Annotated in this window: 14 protein-coding genes, 1 pseudogene and 2 CRISPR repeat arrays; of the genes and pseudogenes, 11 read left to right on the top strand and 4 right to left on the bottom strand. The window is 68.9% G+C overall.

What is annotated here, in order from left to right:
- From ABZ194_RS24695 to cas2e, 9 genes and pseudogenes are all read left to right on the top strand, one after another.
- Positions 1 to 295 (top strand): annotated as a pseudogene (locus ABZ194_RS24695) (hypothetical protein); the annotation flags it as partial.
- A 30-nt stretch (positions 296 to 325) separates the two neighbouring features.
- Positions 326 to 2,245: a CRISPR direct-repeat array (repeat unit 29 nt; unit sequence GGGACCATCCCCGCGTGCGCGGGGAGCAC).
- Positions 2,246 to 2,914: 669 nt separating this feature from the next.
- The gene (gene cas3, locus ABZ194_RS24690; protein ID WP_355599377.1) at positions 2,915 to 5,836 is read left to right on the top strand and encodes a CRISPR-associated helicase Cas3'; all 2,922 of its coding nucleotides are present in this window, start codon (positions 2,915 to 2,917) and stop codon (positions 5,834 to 5,836) included.
- Positions 5,826 to 7,547, top strand: a complete 1,722-nt coding sequence (casA, locus tag ABZ194_RS24685) for a type I-E CRISPR-associated protein Cse1/CasA (protein ID WP_355599376.1) — start codon at positions 5,826 to 5,828, stop codon at positions 7,545 to 7,547. The genes cas3 and casA overlap by 11 nt, the downstream gene beginning before the upstream one ends.
- Positions 7,544 to 8,176, top strand: a complete 633-nt coding sequence (casB, locus tag ABZ194_RS24680; protein WP_355599375.1) for a type I-E CRISPR-associated protein Cse2/CasB — start codon at positions 7,544 to 7,546, stop codon at positions 8,174 to 8,176. The genes casA and casB overlap by 4 nt, the downstream gene beginning before the upstream one ends.
- Positions 8,176 to 9,372, top strand: a complete 1,197-nt coding sequence (gene cas7e / locus ABZ194_RS24675) for a type I-E CRISPR-associated protein Cas7/Cse4/CasC (protein ID WP_355599374.1) — start codon at positions 8,176 to 8,178, stop codon at positions 9,370 to 9,372. The genes casB and cas7e overlap by 1 nt, the downstream gene beginning before the upstream one ends.
- Positions 9,369 to 10,094 (top strand): type I-E CRISPR-associated protein Cas5/CasD, encoded by a 726-nt coding sequence (gene cas5e, locus ABZ194_RS24670; RefSeq protein ID WP_355599373.1) that lies wholly within the window; start codon positions 9,369 to 9,371, stop codon positions 10,092 to 10,094. Before cas7e ends, cas5e begins: the two co-directional genes overlap by 4 nt.
- The gene (gene cas6e, locus ABZ194_RS24665) at positions 10,085 to 10,771 is read left to right on the top strand and encodes a type I-E CRISPR-associated protein Cas6/Cse3/CasE (protein WP_355599372.1); all 687 of its coding nucleotides are present in this window, start codon (positions 10,085 to 10,087) and stop codon (positions 10,769 to 10,771) included. The genes cas5e and cas6e overlap by 10 nt, the downstream gene beginning before the upstream one ends.
- A 3-nt stretch (positions 10,772 to 10,774) precedes the next feature.
- The gene (cas1e, locus tag ABZ194_RS24660; protein WP_355599371.1) at positions 10,775 to 11,740 is read left to right on the top strand and encodes a type I-E CRISPR-associated endonuclease Cas1e; all 966 of its coding nucleotides are present in this window, start codon (positions 10,775 to 10,777) and stop codon (positions 11,738 to 11,740) included.
- Positions 11,737 to 12,084, top strand: coding sequence for a type I-E CRISPR-associated endoribonuclease Cas2e (gene cas2e / locus ABZ194_RS24655; RefSeq protein WP_355599370.1), 348 nt, complete (start codon positions 11,737 to 11,739; stop codon positions 12,082 to 12,084). Before cas1e ends, cas2e begins: the two co-directional genes overlap by 4 nt.
- Positions 12,085 to 12,261: 177 nt before the next feature.
- A CRISPR array of direct repeats spans positions 12,262 to 12,595; the repeat unit is 29 nt; unit sequence ATGCTCCCCGCGCACGCGGGGATGGTCCC.
- Between the two features lie 343 nt (positions 12,596 to 12,938).
- Here cas2e and ABZ194_RS24650 read toward each other — a convergent pair.
- Together ABZ194_RS24650 and ABZ194_RS24645 are read right to left on the bottom strand one after the other, a co-directional pair.
- A complete protein-coding gene (locus tag ABZ194_RS24650) occupies positions 12,939 to 13,757 on the bottom strand; it encodes a hypothetical protein (protein ID WP_355599369.1) in 819 nt (272 codons plus the stop codon).
- Between the two features lie 345 nt (positions 13,758 to 14,102).
- Positions 14,103 to 14,909: an SDR family oxidoreductase gene (locus ABZ194_RS24645; RefSeq protein ID WP_355599368.1), complete on the bottom strand. Its 807-nt coding sequence runs from the start codon at positions 14,907 to 14,909 to the stop codon at positions 14,103 to 14,105.
- Between the two features lie 68 nt (positions 14,910 to 14,977).
- Between ABZ194_RS24645 and ABZ194_RS24640 the strand changes: the two genes are divergently transcribed.
- On the top strand, positions 14,978 to 15,679 hold the full coding sequence (locus ABZ194_RS24640) for an amidase family protein (RefSeq protein ID WP_355599367.1): 702 nt from the start codon (positions 14,978 to 14,980) through the stop codon (positions 15,677 to 15,679).
- Entirely contained in the window at positions 15,579 to 16,382 is an 804-nt protein-coding gene (locus tag ABZ194_RS24635; protein ID WP_355599366.1) for an enoyl-CoA hydratase-related protein, read from the top strand. Before ABZ194_RS24640 ends, ABZ194_RS24635 begins: the two co-directional genes overlap by 101 nt.
- Positions 16,383 to 16,591: 209 nt before the next feature.
- Here ABZ194_RS24635 and ABZ194_RS24630 read toward each other — a convergent pair whose 3' ends face one another.
- Both ABZ194_RS24630 and ABZ194_RS24625 read right to left on the bottom strand, forming a co-directional pair.
- Complete coding sequence (locus tag ABZ194_RS24630) at positions 16,592 to 17,209, bottom strand: TetR/AcrR family transcriptional regulator (RefSeq protein WP_355599365.1); 618 nt, start codon at positions 17,207 to 17,209, stop codon at positions 16,592 to 16,594.
- A gap of 315 nt (positions 17,210 to 17,524) precedes the next feature.
- Entirely contained in the window at positions 17,525 to 18,283 is a 759-nt protein-coding gene (locus ABZ194_RS24625; protein WP_355599380.1) for an amino acid ABC transporter ATP-binding protein, read from the bottom strand.
- Positions 18,284 to 18,340: the final 57 nt, after the last annotated feature.

Raw genomic sequence — 18,340 nt, 5'->3', positions numbered from 1 at the left:
CGTGCTCGTCATGGCCGCCCTGGCGATCTGCGCGACGAGCGCCGCGGCCGCCCGACGCCGCACCGATACCCAGGCCTCGTCACCTATCAGCCCCGACCAGCAGCCACCCACCGAGCCCGGAATGATCCCGCTGACGGTCGCCGAGATCAAACGCCTGTTCAATGCCACGGCCACCCACACGTTGTCGTTAGAGCACGTCGCTCACTGGTCGGCCTGGCGCCGCCGCCATCAAGCACGCGCCCGCTGGTTTCACCGCCGTGCCCGCCTGGCCACCGCGTATACCCAGCTCAGCTAACGAATGGCGGCTGCCGTACTAGATCGTGATGGGACCATCCCCGCGTGCGCGGGGAGCACAGTGCCGGTAGAGAGGGCTGGGCAGGTCAGTCGGGACCATCCCCGCGTGCGCGGGGAGCACCCGATCACCCTGGAGGCGCTGCCGCCGGCCGAGGGACCATCCCCGCGTGCGCGGGGAGCACGGGCGTGCGTTCCGTACCGAGACGTTCGGCGAGGGACCATCCCCGCGTGCGCGGGGAGCACATGCCAGGACATGGTCACCTCCTGGAGAGCAAGGGACCATCCCCGCGTGCGCGGGGAGCACGTGCTCCCGGCCCCGGCCGGGGACATGGCCGGGGGACCATCCCCGCGTGCGCGGGGAGCACTGCGTCCCGCAGCTCCTGGAGCGCGCGGGGGTAGGACCATCCCCGCGTGCGCGGGGAGCACGCGATGGTGCCGCCGGCCGTCGGCACGACAATGGGACCATCCCCGCGTGCGCGGGGAGCACACCGGCCTGGCGGAGATGTTCGCCGACGAGGAGGGACCATCCCCGCGTGCGCGGGGAGCACCCCTACTACGACTGCCAGATCGGTGCCGTCTGGGGACCATCCCCGCGTGCGCGGGGAGCACCCCTTGATCTTCTTGATCTGGGCGGCGACGCCGGGACCATCCCCGCGTGCGCGGGGAGCACCGAGCACCGCGGCGGCATACGCCCCGAGGACGGGGACCATCCCCGCGTGCGCGGGGAGCACAGCCGCCCCTAGAAATCTAGGGGTCTCGCGCAGGGACCATCCCCGCGTGCGCGGGGAGCACCTCATCGGGCTCGGAAGTCCCGGAGGCAGGTGGGGACCATCCCCGCGTGCGCGGGGAGCACGGCTAGTGGCTCACGCGGAGGAAATGGCAGTAGGGACCATCCCCGCGTGCGCGGGGAGCACGTCGGCGACGGAGCCGCCGCCCGAGCTAGCGGGGGACCATCCCCGCGTGCGCGGGGAGCACGCGCGACGGTCGGCCCATGCGTGCGTGACCGCGGGACCATCCCCGCGTGCGCGGGGAGCACGGGCGCGTATGAGGGGTGCGGGGCGGGTGACGGGGACCATCCCCGCGTGCGCGGGGAGCACAGCTCGCCCGGCCACAGCGTCTCGTCAAGGGCGGGACCATCCCCGCGTGCGCGGGGAGCACCCGCACCCGGGTGGCGCCCCCCTCGGTGGCGCTGGACCATCCCCGCGTGCGCGGGGAGCACCAGCCGTCCACCGGCCTGTATGTCGCCCAGTCGGGACCATCCCCGCGTGCGCGGGGAGCACGTCTGAGCGGTACGTGAGCCCTTCAAGGGAGAGGGACCATCCCCGCGTGCGCGGGGAGCACCGTCGCCGGAAGGTCCGCCGCCGAGTGCGCCGGGGACCATCCCCGCGTGCGCGGGGAGCACAGCCAGAGCAGGACCGGCGTGCCGAGGACGCCGGGACCATCCCCGCGTGCGCGGGGAGCACGGTCGGCCCCTGACGCTGATCCTCATCGACGAGGGACCATCCCCGCGTGCGCGGGGAGCACGCCGACGAGTTCAACTCTTACGAGGGCGGCCCGGGACCATCCCCGCGTGCGCGGGGAGCACCCTCGTGTGGGTGAACTGCTCGTGCAGTCGCCGGGACCATCCCCGCGTGCGCGGGGAGCACACCCCGCGGCTGTTGCCTCTCACCGATGCCCGGGGACCATCCCCGCGTGCGCGGGGAGCACCAGGCCGCTGAGGCCGGGGGCGACGATGGCGCCGGACCATCCCCGCGTGCGCGGGGAGCACCTATATCCACTGGTAGACGGGAGTCTTTTTATGGGACCATCCCCGCGTGCGCGGGGAGCACCTATTCGACCCCGCCGTGGTTGCTGAGGCGGAGGGACCATCCCCGCGTGCGCGGGGAGCACGACTTCCGCGTCGATGGCCGCACGCTGCGGGTGGGACCATCCCCGCGTGCGCGGGGAGCACACTGGCTGACCAGCAGGTTTATCCGTGAGAAGTGCGGAAATTGAGCACTTTTGAAAAGTTGGACATTTCGGGCATTGCTTGTTCCTTGAGATGCCTAACGGTGTGGGGTCGGGTGGGATTCGGCGACGGGCCGCCTTGTGGGGTGGGGGGTTTCCGTAGCAGGGCGGCCCGGGTGTCGACGAATGTCGCCTGGGGTCGCTCCCCGTGTGCGCGGGGAGCGACCCCATCATGCCTGTTCCCTTGGGTGTTCCACACCCTTCTGGCGCACGGGGGGACGCTGTCTCCGGTGTGCTGATCCTGATAATTTGTATACATAATTAAAAATGCCTTTTGTTGGGGTCATGTGGCTCTGGGAGTGCTGACGCATCCGTCCGGCGGCAAAGTGTCGCAGTTCGCGATCACGGGAGGTGCCGCGGTGGGTGTCGCGCCTCTCTGGGTGAAAGATGTTCCGTAGTCCTCAGTGTGGCGAATGCGGGTCTTTGGTGTGTGACTGGGGGGCTTGTTGGATTATTGTGCACTTCTGTGTCGCTTTCGGTCTGGCTCTTCAGTGCACTTTTGCCCCAAAGGCCCTTTTTCTTCCTGAAAGATGTTCTTGTCCAAACATCTCGGTTTGATAAGAATCTTTGAATGCGGGAGTGTGGCCTGGTGGAACGGTTTTAGGTGGTTTCCATGGACAGAGAAGATCGCTCGGCCGCCCGGTTTGAGGATGGGCTTTCCCGAGCGGCGCGGTCGGTCTGGGCCAAGCATGATCGAGACGCCGACGGCTGGCTCCCCCTGTGGCGGCATCTGGCCGACAGCGGCGCCGTCGCCGGGTTGTTGTGGGATCGCTGGCTGCCCGACCAGGTGCGCCGGTTGGTCGCCGAGGCGCTTCCCGGAGGGGATGAGGACGCCCGGCGGCTGGCGGTGTGGCTGGCGACCACCCATGACGTGGGCAAGGCGTCCCCGGCGTTCGCCTGCCAGGTGGAGTCGCTCGCCGCCACGATGCGCGCCGCCGGCCTGGACATGCCCGCTCGCGAGCGGATGCCCGACCGCAAACTCGCGCCGCACGGCCTGGCCGGTCAGGTGCTGTTGCAGGAGTGGCTGGCCGACCGGTGTGACTGGCCCAAGTCCGCCGCCCAGCAGTTCGCCGTCGTCGCCGGTGGCCATCATGGGGTGCCGCCCGCCTACGGCGATATTCACGAGCTGAACGCGCACCCCGAGTTGCTGCGCACCCCCGGGTGCAAAACGCTCTGGCGGGATGTGCAGTGGGAACTCCTTGACCGTTGCGCGGAGGTGACGGGGGCCGGGGATCGTTTCGACGACTGGCGGACGGTCCGGCTTCCGCAGCCCGTGCAGGTCGTGCTGACCGGGCTGGTCATCGTCGCCGATTGGATCGCCAGCAACTCCGACCTTTTTCCCTATTTTCCCGAAGCGCAACGGCATGGGCACAGAGAACGTGTCGAGGCGGCGTGGCGCGGTCTGGACCTGCCCTCCCCGTGGCATGCCGTCACCGTCGAGGGGGAGCCAAGCGATCTTTTCTTCTCCCGGTTCGACTTTCCGGCCGGGGCGCGCGTACGTCCGGTGCAGGAACGGTCCGTTTCGGTCGCGCGGGCGACGAACTCTCCGGGCCTGATGGTGATCGAGGCCCCGATGGGGGAGGGAAAGACCGAGGCGGCGCTCGCGGTGGCGGAGATCTACGCCGCCAAGTCCGGGGCCGGTGGTTGTTTCGTCGCGCTGCCGACCATGGCCACCGGAAACGCGATGTTCCCGCGATTGCTGAAGTGGCTGCGTCGCCTCCCCGATGAGCGGGCCGAGGGGAAGGGCCCCCGCTCGGTGCTGCTGGCGCATTCCAAGGCGGCGCTGAACGAGGACTACACGGGCCTGGTACGCGCCGGCAGGCGGGCGGTCCGCCAGGTCGACTCCGACGGCGGCGCCGACGAGTGGGGGCACCGGGGTGACCGCCGGGTGTCGTCGTCCGAGCTGGTCGCCCACCAGTGGCTACGGGGTAAGAAGAAAGGGATGCTGGCCTCGTTCGGGGTCGGCACGATCGACCAGTTGCTGTTCATGGGGCTCAAGAGCCGGCATCTGGCGCTCCGCCATCTGGCCCTGGCGGGCAAGGTGATCGTCATTGACGAGGCACACGCCTACGACACCTATATGAGCTCCTACCTGGACCGGGTGCTGTCGTGGCTGGGCGCGTACCGTGTCCCGGTCGTGGTGCTGTCAGCCACGCTGCCCGCGCGGCGTCGCCGCGAGCTGGCCGAGGCGTACGCGGGCGCGCTGGCGGGCGACGCCCGCTTCGACGAGGTGGAGAAGGCGGACGGTTACCCGCTGCTGACCGTTGTCGAGCCGGGCCGGGGGCCCGTCGTCGAGACCGTTCAGCCCTCCGGGCGCGGCGTCGAGATCCACCTCGAACGGCTCGGCGACGAGCTCACCGAACTGGGGGACCGGCTCGCGGAGGAACTGGCCGGGGGCGGCTGCGCCCTGGTGGTGCGCAACACCGTGGACCGGGTGCTGGAGACCGCCGATCACCTGCGTGAACGGTTCGGAGCCGACCGCGTCACCGTGGCGCATGCCCGCTTCCTCGATCTTGACCGGGCGAGGAAGGACGCCGAACTGCTGGAGATGTTCGGCCCGCCGGACAAAAGCGCGGGGCGCCGGCCGACGGGCGTGCACATCGTGGTGGCGAGCCAGGTCGCCGAGCAGTCCTTGGACATCGACTTCGACCTCCTGGTGTCTGATCTGTGCCCTATTGATCTTTTGCTTCAGCGGATGGGGCGGCAGCATCGGCACCTGCGCGGCGAAGGGCAGAGCGATCGCCCGGTTCGCCTCCGTACGGCGCGCTGCCTGCTGACCGGCGCGAACTGGGAGGCGGCTCCGGTGGAGCCGGTGCGGGGCTCGCAGCGGATCTACCGGCTGTATCCGCTGCTGCGGTCGGCGGCCGTGCTGGAACCGTACCTGGCGGGAACGGCCGAGACGGGCCACGTCGTCCGCCTGCCCGAGGACATCAGCCCTCTCGTCCAGCGCGCCTACGGGGACGATCCGGTCGGCCCTCAGGAGTGGCGGGAGGCGATGGAACGAGCACGCGCCGATCACGACCTGCATCACGCGCGGCAGACCGAGAAGGCACTCGATTTCCAGCTCAACGACGTCGGCAAGCCGGGCCGGGCCCTGATCGGCTGGCTGGAGGCCGGGGTGGGGGACGCCGACGACACGCGCAAAGGCCGGGCGCAGGTCCGTGACGGCATGGAGTCGCTGGAGGTGCTCGTCGTTCAGCGCCGTGCGGACGGCACGCTGGTCACGATGCCGCACATCGGAGAGAGACACGGTGGTCTGGAACTGCCGGTGGACTCCGTGCCGGAGCCGCGGCTGGCCCGCGTCGTGGCCTCGTGCGGTCTGCGGCTGCCCTTCCACTTCTCGATCCCCCAGACGACGGATCGGGCGATCGAGGAGCTGGAGGCCGAATGCGTCCCGGCCTGGCAGGCCAAGGAGAGCCACTGGCTGGCCGGCGAGCTGATCCTCATGCTGGACGAAGATTGTCGGACCCGATTGGCAGGCTATGACCTGCGCTACACCCCTCACGACGGGCTGAAGGTGGCTCATGCCGAGTGAACCGATCACACCGTCCTTCGATCTGACCGGCAGCGCGTGGCTGCCGGTGCTGCGTAAGGACGGCACGGGGGACGAGTTGTCCCTGCGGGAGATCTTCGACCAGGCCGGCGATCTGCGGCGGCTGGTCGGTGAGGTTCCCACCCAGGAGTTCGCGCTGCTGCGGCTGCTCCTGGCGATCCTGCACGACGCGCTCGACGGGCCGCGCGACCTCGAAGAGTGGCAGGAGTTGTGGGACGGCGGGCTGCCGCTCGACCGGATCACCGCCTATCTGGACGATCACCGCGCGCGGTTCGACCTGCTCCATCCCGAAGAGCCGTTTCTGCAGACCGCCGACCTGCGCAGCGCCGGCGGAGGGTTCACCTCACTGGACCGCATCGTCGCCGATGTGCCCAACGGGGCACCGTTCTTCACCATGCGCGTCCGAGGTGCCGAGCGACTCGGTTTCGCCGAGGCCGCCCGGTGGCTCGTCCACGCCCATGCCTTCGACACCTCCGGCATCAAGACCGGCGCGCTGGGCGACCCCCGCGTCAAAGGGGGCAAGGGATATCCGCAAGGCGTCGCCTGGGCCGGCGGTCTGGGCGGGGTCTTCGCGGAGGGCGGCGACCTGCGCGAGACGCTGCTGCTCAACCTCGTCGCCTTCGACACCGGCAATCTGCGCGTCGATCCCGAGCGGGACCTTCCGGCGTGGCGCCGTCCCTGCGCCGGGCCGGGGGAGACGGATCCGGTCGAGATGAGCGGGCGCCCGGCCGGGGTGCGTGACCTGTACACCTGGCAGTCCCGGCGGGTCCGGTTCGCCCACGACGCCGAAGGCGTGCACGGGGTGATCCTCGCCTACGGCGACTCGCTCGGTGCGCACAATCAGCACCGGCGCGAGCCGATGACGGGCTGGAGGCGCAGTGAGGCTCAGGAGAAGAAACGCGGCCTGCCCCAGGTGTATCTGCCACGGGAACACGACCCCAGCCGCAGCGCGTGGCGCGGGCTGGGGGCGCTGGTCGCCGGCCGTACGCAATGGAGTGAGCAGCGAGGAGAGGCCGCGGCGATCGTCCGGCCTCGCATCCTGGACTGGGTGGCCCGGCTCACCGTGGAGGGCGACCTGCCGGCGGACTTCCTGATCCGGGCACGGCTGATCGGCGCGGTGTACGGCACGCAGCAGTCGGTGATCGACGAGATCGTCGACGACGCCGTGGCGATGCCCGTGGTGCTGCTGCACGATGGTGACACCGGCCTCGGCCGGGCCGCCGTCGATGCCGTACGGGACGCCGAGGACGCGGTGACCGCGCTTGGCGACCTCGCCGCCGATCTCGCCCGTGCCGTCGGCGCGGACCCCGACCCGCCCAAGGAGAGCGCGCGACACCTCGGGTTCGGCACGCTCGACAGAGCGTTCCGCGACTGGCTCGCCGGGCTCCGTCCCGGCGACTCCCCCCAGGAAAAGCGGGCGGCATGGCAGACGCAGGCCCATCGGCTCGTCGGCAGGCTGGGGGATGACCTGCTGCGGGAGGCGGGTGACGCGGCCTGGGGAGGACGTATGGTCGCAACCCGCAACGGCCAGGACCTCTGGCTGACCGCCTCCCGGGCCGACCTGTCCTTCCGGATCAGGCTGCGCAAGGCCCTGCCCGCGGCGAACCCCCCCGAGCCCCGGAACCCCGAGCCCCGAAGTCCTGAGCCCCAGAACACCGACAACGAGCAGCACACCGTGGAGGCACGGGCATGAACACGACCCCGTCCACCGAACGCCGGCCGATCGCGGAAGTGGTCGGTGAGGTCGCCGGTGCGTTCATCGCCGATTTGCAGAGGGGCTATCTCGCCGACCGGAGTTCGGCGGTCGCGGCCCTGGCACAGCTCAGGCGCGGTGCGGGCAAGGTGCCCGAGGACGTGCCGGAGCTGTGGGGGGTAAGCGGTACCGAGGAGTTGCTGAACCGGCAGGACTGGTCCGAGCGGGAGAAGGCGAGGGCCGAGGCCGCTCATTTCCTGGCGGTGACCCTGTACGCCCTGCACCAGCAGTCGCGTGTCAACCACGGGATGCACCGCAGAGGCGCCGAGCTGGGAACCGCCGTACGCCAGTTGATGCCCGGCGGCGACATCGACGAGCCGATCCGGCGACGCTTCGTCCACCTCGGCACCGCCACCACCGGCGACGCGCTCGCCGACAGGCTGCGCGGGATCGTCTCCCTCCTCAGGCGGGAGTCGATCCCCCTCGACTACGGCCTTCTGGCCGGCCAGCTCTACCAGGCCCAGGTTCCCGACGGAATGCGTGAGGTGCGCCGGCGATGGGGCCGCGGCTTCCACTCCTACCGCCCGAACGTTTCCCCCACCGACGCTCCCACCGACAAGGACACATGATGACCCGTACGATCCTCGAAGTGCACGCGCTGCAGACCGTGCCGCCGAGCTGCCTGAACCGCGACGACACCGGGGCACCGAAGAGCGCGGTGTACGGGGGTGTGCCGCGTGCCCGTGTCTCCAGCCAGGCGTGGAAGCGGGCCACCCGGCGGAGCTTCCACGACCTGCTGGACCCGAGCGAGCTCGGCGTCCGTACCCGCAGGGTGGCCGAGGCCCTGGCCGAGCGGATCGTACGGCTGGACGGATCGATCGAGGAGACCCAGGCATGGGCTCTGGCCGCCGAGACCGTCCAGACGGCGACCGGCTCCAAGATAGAGACGCCTAAGCGCAAGGCGGACACGAAGGACAAGCAGAGCCCGCCTCCCGCCCCGGAGTCGAAGTACCTGATGTTCCTCAGCGCCCATCAACTGGACAACCTGGCCGAGCTCGCCGTCAAGGCGCACGGCGCGGGCAAGGACTTCTTCAAGGACAAGGCGAACAAGGACCTCGCCAAGCAGATGGCGAACATCCGGCACTCCGTCGACATCGCCCTGTTCGGCCGGATGGTGGCCGACGGCGCCGACATCAACGTCGACGCCGCCGCGCAGGTCGCGCACGCCATAAGCGTGCACCGGGTGGACAACGAGTCCGACTACTACACCGCGGTCGACGACTGGAAGAAGCGCGAGACCGACGACCTGGGCGCCGGCATGATCGGAACCGTGGAGTTCAACTCCGCCACCCTGTACCGCTACGCCGCCGTCGACATCGATCTTCTGGGGAGAAACCTGGGGGCGGGGCTGCGGGAGGACGAGCCGCTGACCCGGCCGGTACGCCGCGCGGCCGAGGTCTTCGTCGAGTGCTTTCTCACCTCGTTGCCCACCGGAAAGATCAACACCTTTGGCAACCACACGCTGCCGGAGGCCGTGGTGGTGAAACTGCGGTCCGCGCGTCCCATCAGCCTTGTCGGGGCCTTCGAGGAGCCGTGCCGGGCCGAGCCGGCGATCGGAGGCCACATGCGGCAGTCCTGCGAGAGGCTCGCTGAGTACGTCCCCGAGATCGAGCGTGTCTACGGCGTCTCCCAGGAGACGCCCACCTGGGTCCTTCGTGTCGGCAAGAACACCGAGGCGCTGTCCGGCCTCGGTACCGAACTGGCGTTGCGGGACCTGGTCACGGCCGTTGGCGCGGAGATCGCCCAGCGGCGGGACGGCGCATGAGCGTCCTGCTGATGCAGTTCGCCGGACCGTTGCAGTCGTGGGGGGCCTCCTCGCGCTTCGCCCGGCGAACCACCGAACCGGCGCCCACCAAGAGCGCGGTGATAGGGCTGCTGGCCGCCGCGCTGGGCCGTGCCCGCACCGACGACCTGGCCGATCTGGTGGCGCTGCGCTTCGGCGTGCGCGTCGACCAGCCGGGCACGTCGCTGCGCGACTTCCACACCGCTCACCGGTTCGCCGGCGGAGGCGCCATGCCGGTGTCGGAGCGTTTCTATCTCGCCGACGCCGTCTTCGTCGCGGGGGTCGAAGGGGAGCGGGAGCTGATCGAGGAGTTGCACCGGGCGGTGCGCGCACCGGTGTTCCTGCCCTATCTGGGCCGCCGCTCGTGCCCGCCGGCACGGCCCGTGGACCTGGGCGTCTTCCACGAGCTCACCCTGGGGAACGCCCTGGACCGCGAGCCGTGGCGGGCCGCGCGGTGGCACCAGCGCCGCCGCGGCCGTGAGTCCTCCATCCGCCTGGAGGTACGGGAGGACGCCGTGGCCGACGACGGCCCGGTCGACACCGTGCGTGACCAGCCGGTCAGCTTCGATCCCCTCCATCGCTGGTACGCGCTGCGCGGCGTAAGCCAACGGTGGGCCACCGTCCCCAACCCCGCCCATCGCGCTCCCGCCACGGTTCCCGATCACGACCCGGTCTCCGTCCTGGGGGGCGCCCGATGCACCTGACCCGGTTCCGTTTCAACACGGCGCGAGTCGGCGCGCGACGGCTTCTGTCCTCACCACAGGCCCTGCACGCCGCGGTCATGTCCTCGTTCGCCGACGTTCCCGTGCCCGCCGGCGACGGCGCCCGTGTGCTGTGGCGGATCGACCGCGACAGCGCGGCCGAGACCCGTCTGTTCATGGTCGGCCCGGACAAGCCCGACCTCACGCACCTGGTCGAACAGGCCGGCTGGCCCACGACCGGGGGATGGGAGACCTACGACTACGGGCCGTTCCTGTCCCGGCTGGCCACCGGGGACCAGTGGGCGTTCCGTCTCACCGCCAACCCCGTCCACACCGCACGCCGTAAAGACGACGAGCCCACCAAAGTGACCGCTCACGTCGGCCTTCGCCATCAACGCGATTGGCTGCTGAAACGCCAGGAGAACGCGGGCTTCCGGGTCGTGGAGAAAACGCCGGAGCGGCGTCTCATGGTGGAGGATCAGTACGAGCTGACGGTGCGCGATCGGCGGCGGCTCACCTTCGGCAAGGGTGAGCAGCGGCAGCAGGTCACCCTGGTCACTGTCACCTTCGACGGGCGCCTTGAGATCCTCGACGCCGAGGCGTTCCGGCGTGCCCTCGTCCGGGGGATCGGCAAGGCCAAGGCGTACGGCTGCGGCCTGCTGACCCTGGCCGAGGTCTGAGCCATGTCCACCGTTGGGCGGCGCGGCGCCTCCACACCGCGCGAACTCACCCGCATGGGCGACCGCATCTCCTTCGTCTATCTGGAGCGGTGCAAGCTGCACCGCGACGACAACGCGATCACCGCGGAGGACGCCGACGGCATCACCCACATCCCCTCCGCCACGATCGGGACGCTCCTGCTCGGCCCCGGCACGAGCGTCACCCACCAGGCGATGAGCGTGCTCGGTGACAGCGGAGCGGGCGTGGTGTGGGTCGGTGAACGAGGCGTTCGCTTCTACTCGGGCGGACGCTCGCTCACCCGCTCCTCCGCCCTCGTCGAGGCGCAGGCCGCGAAGTGGGCCAACCGCCGTACGCGGCTGGAGGTGGCGCGCGAGATGTACCGCATGCGCTTCCCCGGCGAGGACGTGGACAGACTCACCCGGCACGAACTCCTCGGCCGGGAGGGCAGCAGGGTCAAAGACTGTTACCGCGCGCAGGCCGCCCGGGTCGGTCTGCCCTGGAACGGCCGGGTCTACGTGCCGGGCGACTTCAGCTCCGGTGACCCCGCCAACCAGGCGGTGACGGCGGCGGCCCAGTGCATGTACGGCGTCGCCCAGACAACCGTCACCGCGCTGGGCTGCGCCCCCGGACTGGGCTTCATTCATTCGGGGCACGAGCTGGCGTTCGTCCTTGACATCGCCGACCTGTACAAGACCGAGATCGCCCTGCCGATCGCGTTCGACGTGGCCGCGGAGAGCCCTGACGACGTGGGTTCCCGTACGCGGCGGGCCATTCGCGACCACATCAACCGCATCGGTCTGCTGAGGCGATGTGTGGATGACATCAAGCGTCTCCTCGTGGTCGACGACGCCGCGCCAGATCCCATCGGTGACGACGTCGACCGTGTCACCTTGCAGAGCGACCGCGGTGTCGAGGTGGAGTCTGGCCGCAACTACGGCGACGACCATGTGTACGAGGTGGACTGGTGACGATCGTCGTCCTCACCCGCTGCCCCGCCGGGCTTCGCGGTTTCCTGACACGCTGGCTGATGGAGATATCCCCCGGTGTCTTCATCGGTGGCCCGTCGGCGCGAATCCGGGAGGTGCTGTGGGCGGAGGTACGGCAGTACGCCGACACCGGACGGGCCCTCATGGCCTACAGCACCAACAATGAGCAAGGTTTCACCTTCGAGACACACGACCACAAGTGGCACCCGGTCGACCACGAGGGCCTCGTCCTGATCCGCCGGCCGAAGGACCGGCCGGCGGTCTCTTCGGCGCCGCCGCCCAGCGGCTGGAGCAACGCCGCCAAGCGCCGCAAGTACCGGCGGTGATGAAGGCGGGCCCTGTTGGATGAACGCCGTCTCGACGGTCGCAGACCCGATGATCCCGCGGCTGAAGCTCTTTCTCCGGTGGGGACAGGAGTTGTTCTCAAGATGGGCGAAATGTCCGAATCATTAAAAGTGCTCGAAATCCACGCCCACCCCGGGTAAACCCCCAGCTCACCGAGTATGCTCCCCGCGCACGCGGGGATGGTCCCGAACGGCCGGGACGGGCTCCGAGCGAGGTGTCATGCTCCCCGCGCACGCGGGGATGGTCCCGCGGCCGAGGAGCTGCTGCTGGCCCTCGCCGAATGCTCCCCGCGCACGCGGGGATGGTCCCACCCGCAGCACACGACGCAAGTCGCCGGTCCCATGCTCCCCGCGCACGCGGGGATGGTCCCGGATCTCATCAAACTCTCCTGGCTTAGCAAAGATGCTCCCCGCGCACGCGGGGATGGTCCCGCGGCGACTCCGGGCAGATGCCCACGCAGATAATGCTCCCCGCGCACGCGGGGATGGTCCCTTCGAACACCGCTATTCACGGAGTCCGGCCCGGAACAGCCGCCGGTAGTTGTTGGCCGGGCCGAACGTATTCGGCGTCGTCTCCGCCGATCAGCGCAGCCGCCCCGACACGTGGAACTGGAGCGGGAAACCTGAGAGCCGCAGACGGAGCGGAAGTTCCCGGGAAGGCCGCGCGCCGAGTTCGCGTCGCTCGACGACCCACCCTGGTCGCGGCCGCGGAGGTGGTGTACGAGCTTTCGCTGGTGACAGGCGTGGCGTCATGAGATGAAGACGGCCGTCGCGTGATCCTTCGAGTGCGAATCACGCTTGGCTCTCGGTGTGGCCGTCCGCGGTGGCTCGGAACGTCAGTCCGAGATCACCGGGTGATCGACCATCCAGACTGGCAGGCGCGTCAGCGGATCCTGGGGTAGTAGATCGGCGTCGGCCCTCTTGCCGGCGATGTCATCGACCGAAAGGGTCGCGGGTCCGAACATCAGGTGGGCGACACCGGGGAGAGGCGCTTGCGCCCAGAGTTTGGAATCGCCGGGGGCACCGCTCGCGTCGCGCAGCAACAATCCGCGCGACGGTCCCCACGACAGCCGTGCCCACCCTGACCCCTCCTCGACGACGTTGCCATGCAGTGCGCCGACGAAAAGATCCTTGGCCCGGTCAAGCGATTCGACGCTCAGGCCGATCCAGGTCACGCCATGCTGTGGCCCGAGCCGTTCCGGGAAGTCTGTCGGCCGCCTAGCGCCGATCTTCATCCGATCCATCGCCTCTTCGTCGATCTGTGCGATCTGGATGAGCGTGCCCACACCGGCGAGCTTCGGGTGCAGAAAGGCTTCCTGCCAGAAGTCCATATTGGTCCGGCCGCCAAGGATGGAGATGCCGAGGCCGCCGATCTCCTCCAGCGCCCTGTCGAGCAAGGGGACCTTGAAGGTGATGTGGTGCGCACCCGGACCGTTACGGTCGATGAAGCGGCGCATGAAGCCGTCGACGCCATCGCCGGGTGAGATGAATTCGAGCCGCATGTTGTCGCGATACGTCAGCTGGTAGGGCCAGAACTCACCGGCGCTGCCACCGTGGCTCCACCGTCCGCCCAACTCGATGGCGAAGCGTGGATACGCGTCGGCCCACTGCTCCACCCCGATGGCGAGGTGGTCGAGCTTGAATGGCGTGGACATCGGTTACCGCCCCCCCGCCGGACTGTCGAGCGTCCGAGACGCACGCGGGTTCGAATAGACAAAAGAGCTGAACTTCAAATCCAATTTGATCATGATGGCCCATCGTTGGATGTTGCCGTATCCGTAACATTAGAGTGGGTCGACGACCGCCCACAAGGACCGCATCGGCCAGGCGTATCCGGTCGGTACCGAATTCTCGTTCTACGGTGGCGTTTGGGTCACTGTGTTGATCATGGGTGCTGTGGACTCGCGTCTTGACGGCGGTTCACACCATCGTCGTGCTTCCAGTCGACGCCGGAAGGCGGGCCCCGAGTTGGGCCCCGAGTTGGGCCGGTTGGCCACACATCAGCGCTGGCCCGCGGTCACCGGCAGTTCGACGCCCGTGATGCGGGCGCCCCCGGGCCCGGCGAAGAACAGCACCGCGGCGGCGATGTCCTCCGGGTCGACGTGGCCGCGGAGCGCGGCCGTCTTCGCGAGCCGCTGGGAAACCTCCCCTACCGACTCTCCGGTGCGCTGGGCGACGCCGGCGAACAGGCTGTCCAGATTGGGCCCGGTCGTGTAGCCCGGCGTCACCATGTTCACCCGGATGTTTCTCGGCCCGAGTTCCTTCGCCAGGGTCTGTGACGCGGACAGCAGCGCCTCCTTCGTCGAGGTGTACGCCCCCTGACGAACGGGCCGGCTGTGCGTGCCGAACGTGCCGATCTGGATGATCGAGCCGCCACCGTGCTGCATCATGATCTTCGCGGCCAGGCGGCTGAGCTCAAGATTACCGATCACATTGAGCTCGAAAGCCCTCCGCCACCCATCCCAGTCCGCGTCAATGATCGGCGTATTGGGTCCGCCGCCGGTCGCGACGTTGACCAGGACGTCGAGGCGGCCGAAGCGTTCTTCGGTCTCCGCGATGAGGGTCTTGCAGGACGTGAGGTCTCCGAGGTCGGCCTCCAGGGGGATGATCAGCTGCCCGGTCTGGTCGGTGAGCTCGCAGGCGAGTGTCTCCAAGCGCTCCAGGTTGCGTGCCGCTACGACGACGCTGGCGCCCGCGTTGGCCAGAGCGAGAGCGGCCGCGCGACCGATGCCCGGCCCCGCCCCCATCACGACGCCTACCTTCTTGTCCAGGGGGGCTCGCCCCGAGGTATGGACACCGGTTGTCATGCGGCGAGCAGCACCCTATCGATGGTTCGCTGCTCGTAGTCGATCGGGCTCAGATAGCCCAGGGTGGAGTGGTTCCGCAACGGGGCTACCTCGATCGTGTGGGCGGGGGCACGGCCGATACGGATATCAATGTCTTCGGCCCCCTCGCCCGCGGCGCGGACGATCTCGCGTTGGCGCTGGCCGTCCTCGCCGGTCCCGATGGAGCTCAACCGCCCGGCCGGCGTCCGGACCCTCCGGCCGACGAGCCGCGGCGTGCGCCGGGACGCGTCGGGGTGTGGCTGGACGAGCCGTCGTGTCCGGTGGAAAGCGAGGTACGACAGCTCCTGTCGGTCGCGGCGACACGGCTGAGCGAGGACGGATGGGTGGTCGAGGACGAGCACCCGCCGGTGAGCTTTCCGCGGCAGGCGCGGCTTGCTCAGCGGTTGATCGGAGCGGCGGTGTCGGCCGGCTCCGGCGCCGACATCGGTGAGGTGTCCGGCGGAACGCACCACGCGCGGTCGCTCGCGCGGGCCGAGAGAAAGGAGTTCGAGGCCGTCTGGCGCGAATGGTTCGGCCGGTTTGACGCCCTGCTGTGCCCGGTGCTCGGAGTGCCCGCGTTCGAGCACGACACCGGGCGGCCGCTGATGGAACGCGCCGTCGACGGTACAGATCGACGAGCCGGCGCCGCACGTGCGGCGAATCACGCTGAACCGGCCGGAGAAACGCAACGCGCTGAGCGGCCGGCTGCGGGCCGAGATCAACGCCGCGGTTCGCGAAAGCGAAGCCCTTGACAGCGTTCGCGTCACCATCATCCGGGCGAACGGGCCGAGCTTCTGCGCGGGGTACGACCTGAGCCCGAGCCCGGGCGACAACGTTTCGCTTGAGTACGGCAACCAGGGCCTCGCGGGCTACCAGCGTAGTGTCGTGGATCTGTGGACGGGCATGTGGGACCTGTGCAAGCCCGTGATCGCCCAGGTGCACGGCCACTGCCTGGCCGGTGGCAGCGAGCTCGTCACCGGCTGTGACCTGGTGTACGTCGCCGAGGACGCGAAGATCGGTTACCCGGCCGTCCGGTTCGGTGTGCCGGACATGCAGTACCACGCCTGGCTGCTCGGGATGCGCCGCGGTATGGAGCTTGTGCTCACCGGTGACACCATGAGCGGCGTCGAAGCCGCGGACTGGGGATTCGCGAACCGAGCGTTCCCGGCCGACAAGCTTGAGGAGGAGACTCTGAGGGTCGCGAGCCGGGTCGCGCAGATTCCGTCCGACATCCTCCAGATCAACAAGCGCACGATTCACCGTGCGATGGACTACATGGGAATGCGCCAGTCGCTGTACGCGGGAACGGAGATGTGCGCGCTCGCGACCCACACCGAGACTTTCAGGGCGTTTCTCGGCAACATCATGGACAAGGGCCTGACCAGCGCGTTGACCGAGCGGGACAAGGCGTTCGGCGACGGGCGCACCGCGACGCGCGCGAGCGCGGACACGTAGCAGGGCCGCGGTCGGCCGGTGATGTACGGCGTCGGCCCGGGGTACGGCGTCAGGTGGTTACGACCCGCGTGAGAAAGGGCGCTGTGACCATGACGTCGACCACGGGCCGGACGCCGAGAGGTTCACTCGTGATGGATCGAGCACGGCCATCGCCCGGGACTTACGGGTGTCCGATCCGGTCAGCGGTGGCGGAGAGACAGGGGACGCGGTTATGCCTCAGGGCCGTCACCGTAGATCAACCTGATGGCGTCGTCCACGCTCCGGAAGACATCTTTGATCGACGACCGGTTCATGACCCAGCTCCGCAACTGGGTGACGAGCACCGACTCTATGGTCATGATGATCGCTGTGCGGTTCGTATCGATCGGGCCGTCGAAGGCCAGCTGCAGGGTTTGCGTGTACTGCGAGCCCATCGCGCTGCTGTAGACCTCGGCCGCGTAGGTGTCGGTCGTCGTCTCCATCATCATCAGCACCCGGAAGAACTGTGGCTGCACCTGGAACGCCCGTATCGAGCGGGAGAAGATTTCCCGCAGCCGGTCGGCTTCCGTCTCACCCGCTGGATGGGATTTTTCCAGCTTCACCTTGAGCGCCTTCTGCCATTCAACGAAGACTGCCGCGAACAGGTGCTCCTTCGAGGCGAAGTATCGATAGAGCGTGCCCAGCGCGACGCCTGAGTCGCGCGCGACGTCGGAGATCTTGACCTGCTCGTAGTCGCTGTCCGCGAGCGCTCGCAACGCCGTCTTGATAATGCGGTGCCTGCGCGCAGCCTGGTTACCGTGCAGCGTCTCCGGCGCCGGAGGCCCTGTGATTTGCAATACCGTCTCCATCCCCCGTCTCGGATGTTGACACGATTTCTAGAACTAGAGCCTAGCAGCTAGGTCAACCTGTGGCGGCCCACCCCGACGAGAGGGACGGATGACGGTTCTTCGCCGAAACGGTCCCCCAAGCACAGAACCTGGCAGGCGGCCGGCGGCGCGGAGGCCCTCCCGGGTGATGCCGGCCGGAGTGCGGGCGCGCAGGATTCGGCCGCCCGCGATAGTGGACTTGACCTTCAGGTAGGCGGTCTCGACCACCCACCCCCTAAAAACCGGTAAAGCCGATCACCGGGGAGATCTCCCGGCGATCGGCCACACCACCTCGGCCTACGGTGTCCCCGCGGCGGCGAGGAACTGACGGGTTCTCTCGTGCCGCGGGTTGCTCAGGAGCTCACGTGGGTCGCCCCGTTCGACGACGAGGCCGGCGTCCATGAAGACGAGCTGGTCGGCGACGTCGCGGGCGAACGAGATCTCATGGGTGACGACGATCATCGTCATGCCGGAGCTCGCGAGAGAGCGGATGACGTCGAGCACCTCGCCGACGAGCTCGGGGTCGAGGGCCGAGGTCGGCTCGTCGAAGAGCATGACCTCGGGATTCATCGTCAGAGCCCGGGCGATCGCCACCCTCTGCTGCTGTCCGCCGGACAGCTGCGACGGATAGGCGCCGGCCTTGTCGGCCAGGCCCACCTGGGCCAGGGAGGAGCGAGCGATCTCCTCGGCCCGGGCCCGGGCCATCTTCTTGACCCGGACGGGCGCCTCCATGACGTTGCCCAGCGCCGTCATGTTGGGGAACAGGTTGAAGGACTGGAAGACCATGCCCATGCGCCGCCGCTGCCGAGCGATCTCCTTGGCCCGCATGTCGTGGAGGCGCCCGTTCTTCTCGCGGTAGCCGATGAGCTCCCCGCCGACCCGGATGCGTCCCGCGGTGATGGTCTCAAGCCGGTTGACGCACCGCAGGAAGGTCGACTTGCCCGAGCCCGACGGCCCGATGATGCACATCACCTCCTGGCGTTCCACCTCAAGGTCGACCCCCTTGAGGACGTGGTGGTCACCGTAGAACTTGTGCACGCCCTCGGCCGTGACCATCGGTGCCGTCGCGGTCGGCCCCTGGTCGTCCCGCTCGGTGGTCGGTGATTCCGTCAT

It is taken from the genome of Streptosporangium sp. NPDC006007, assembly GCF_040614315.1.
Classification (GTDB): Bacteria; Actinomycetota; Actinomycetes; order Streptosporangiales; family Streptosporangiaceae; genus Streptosporangium.
The sequence above is the reverse complement of the archived record's forward strand: the minus strand, read 5'-3'. Positions and strand labels throughout refer to the sequence as shown.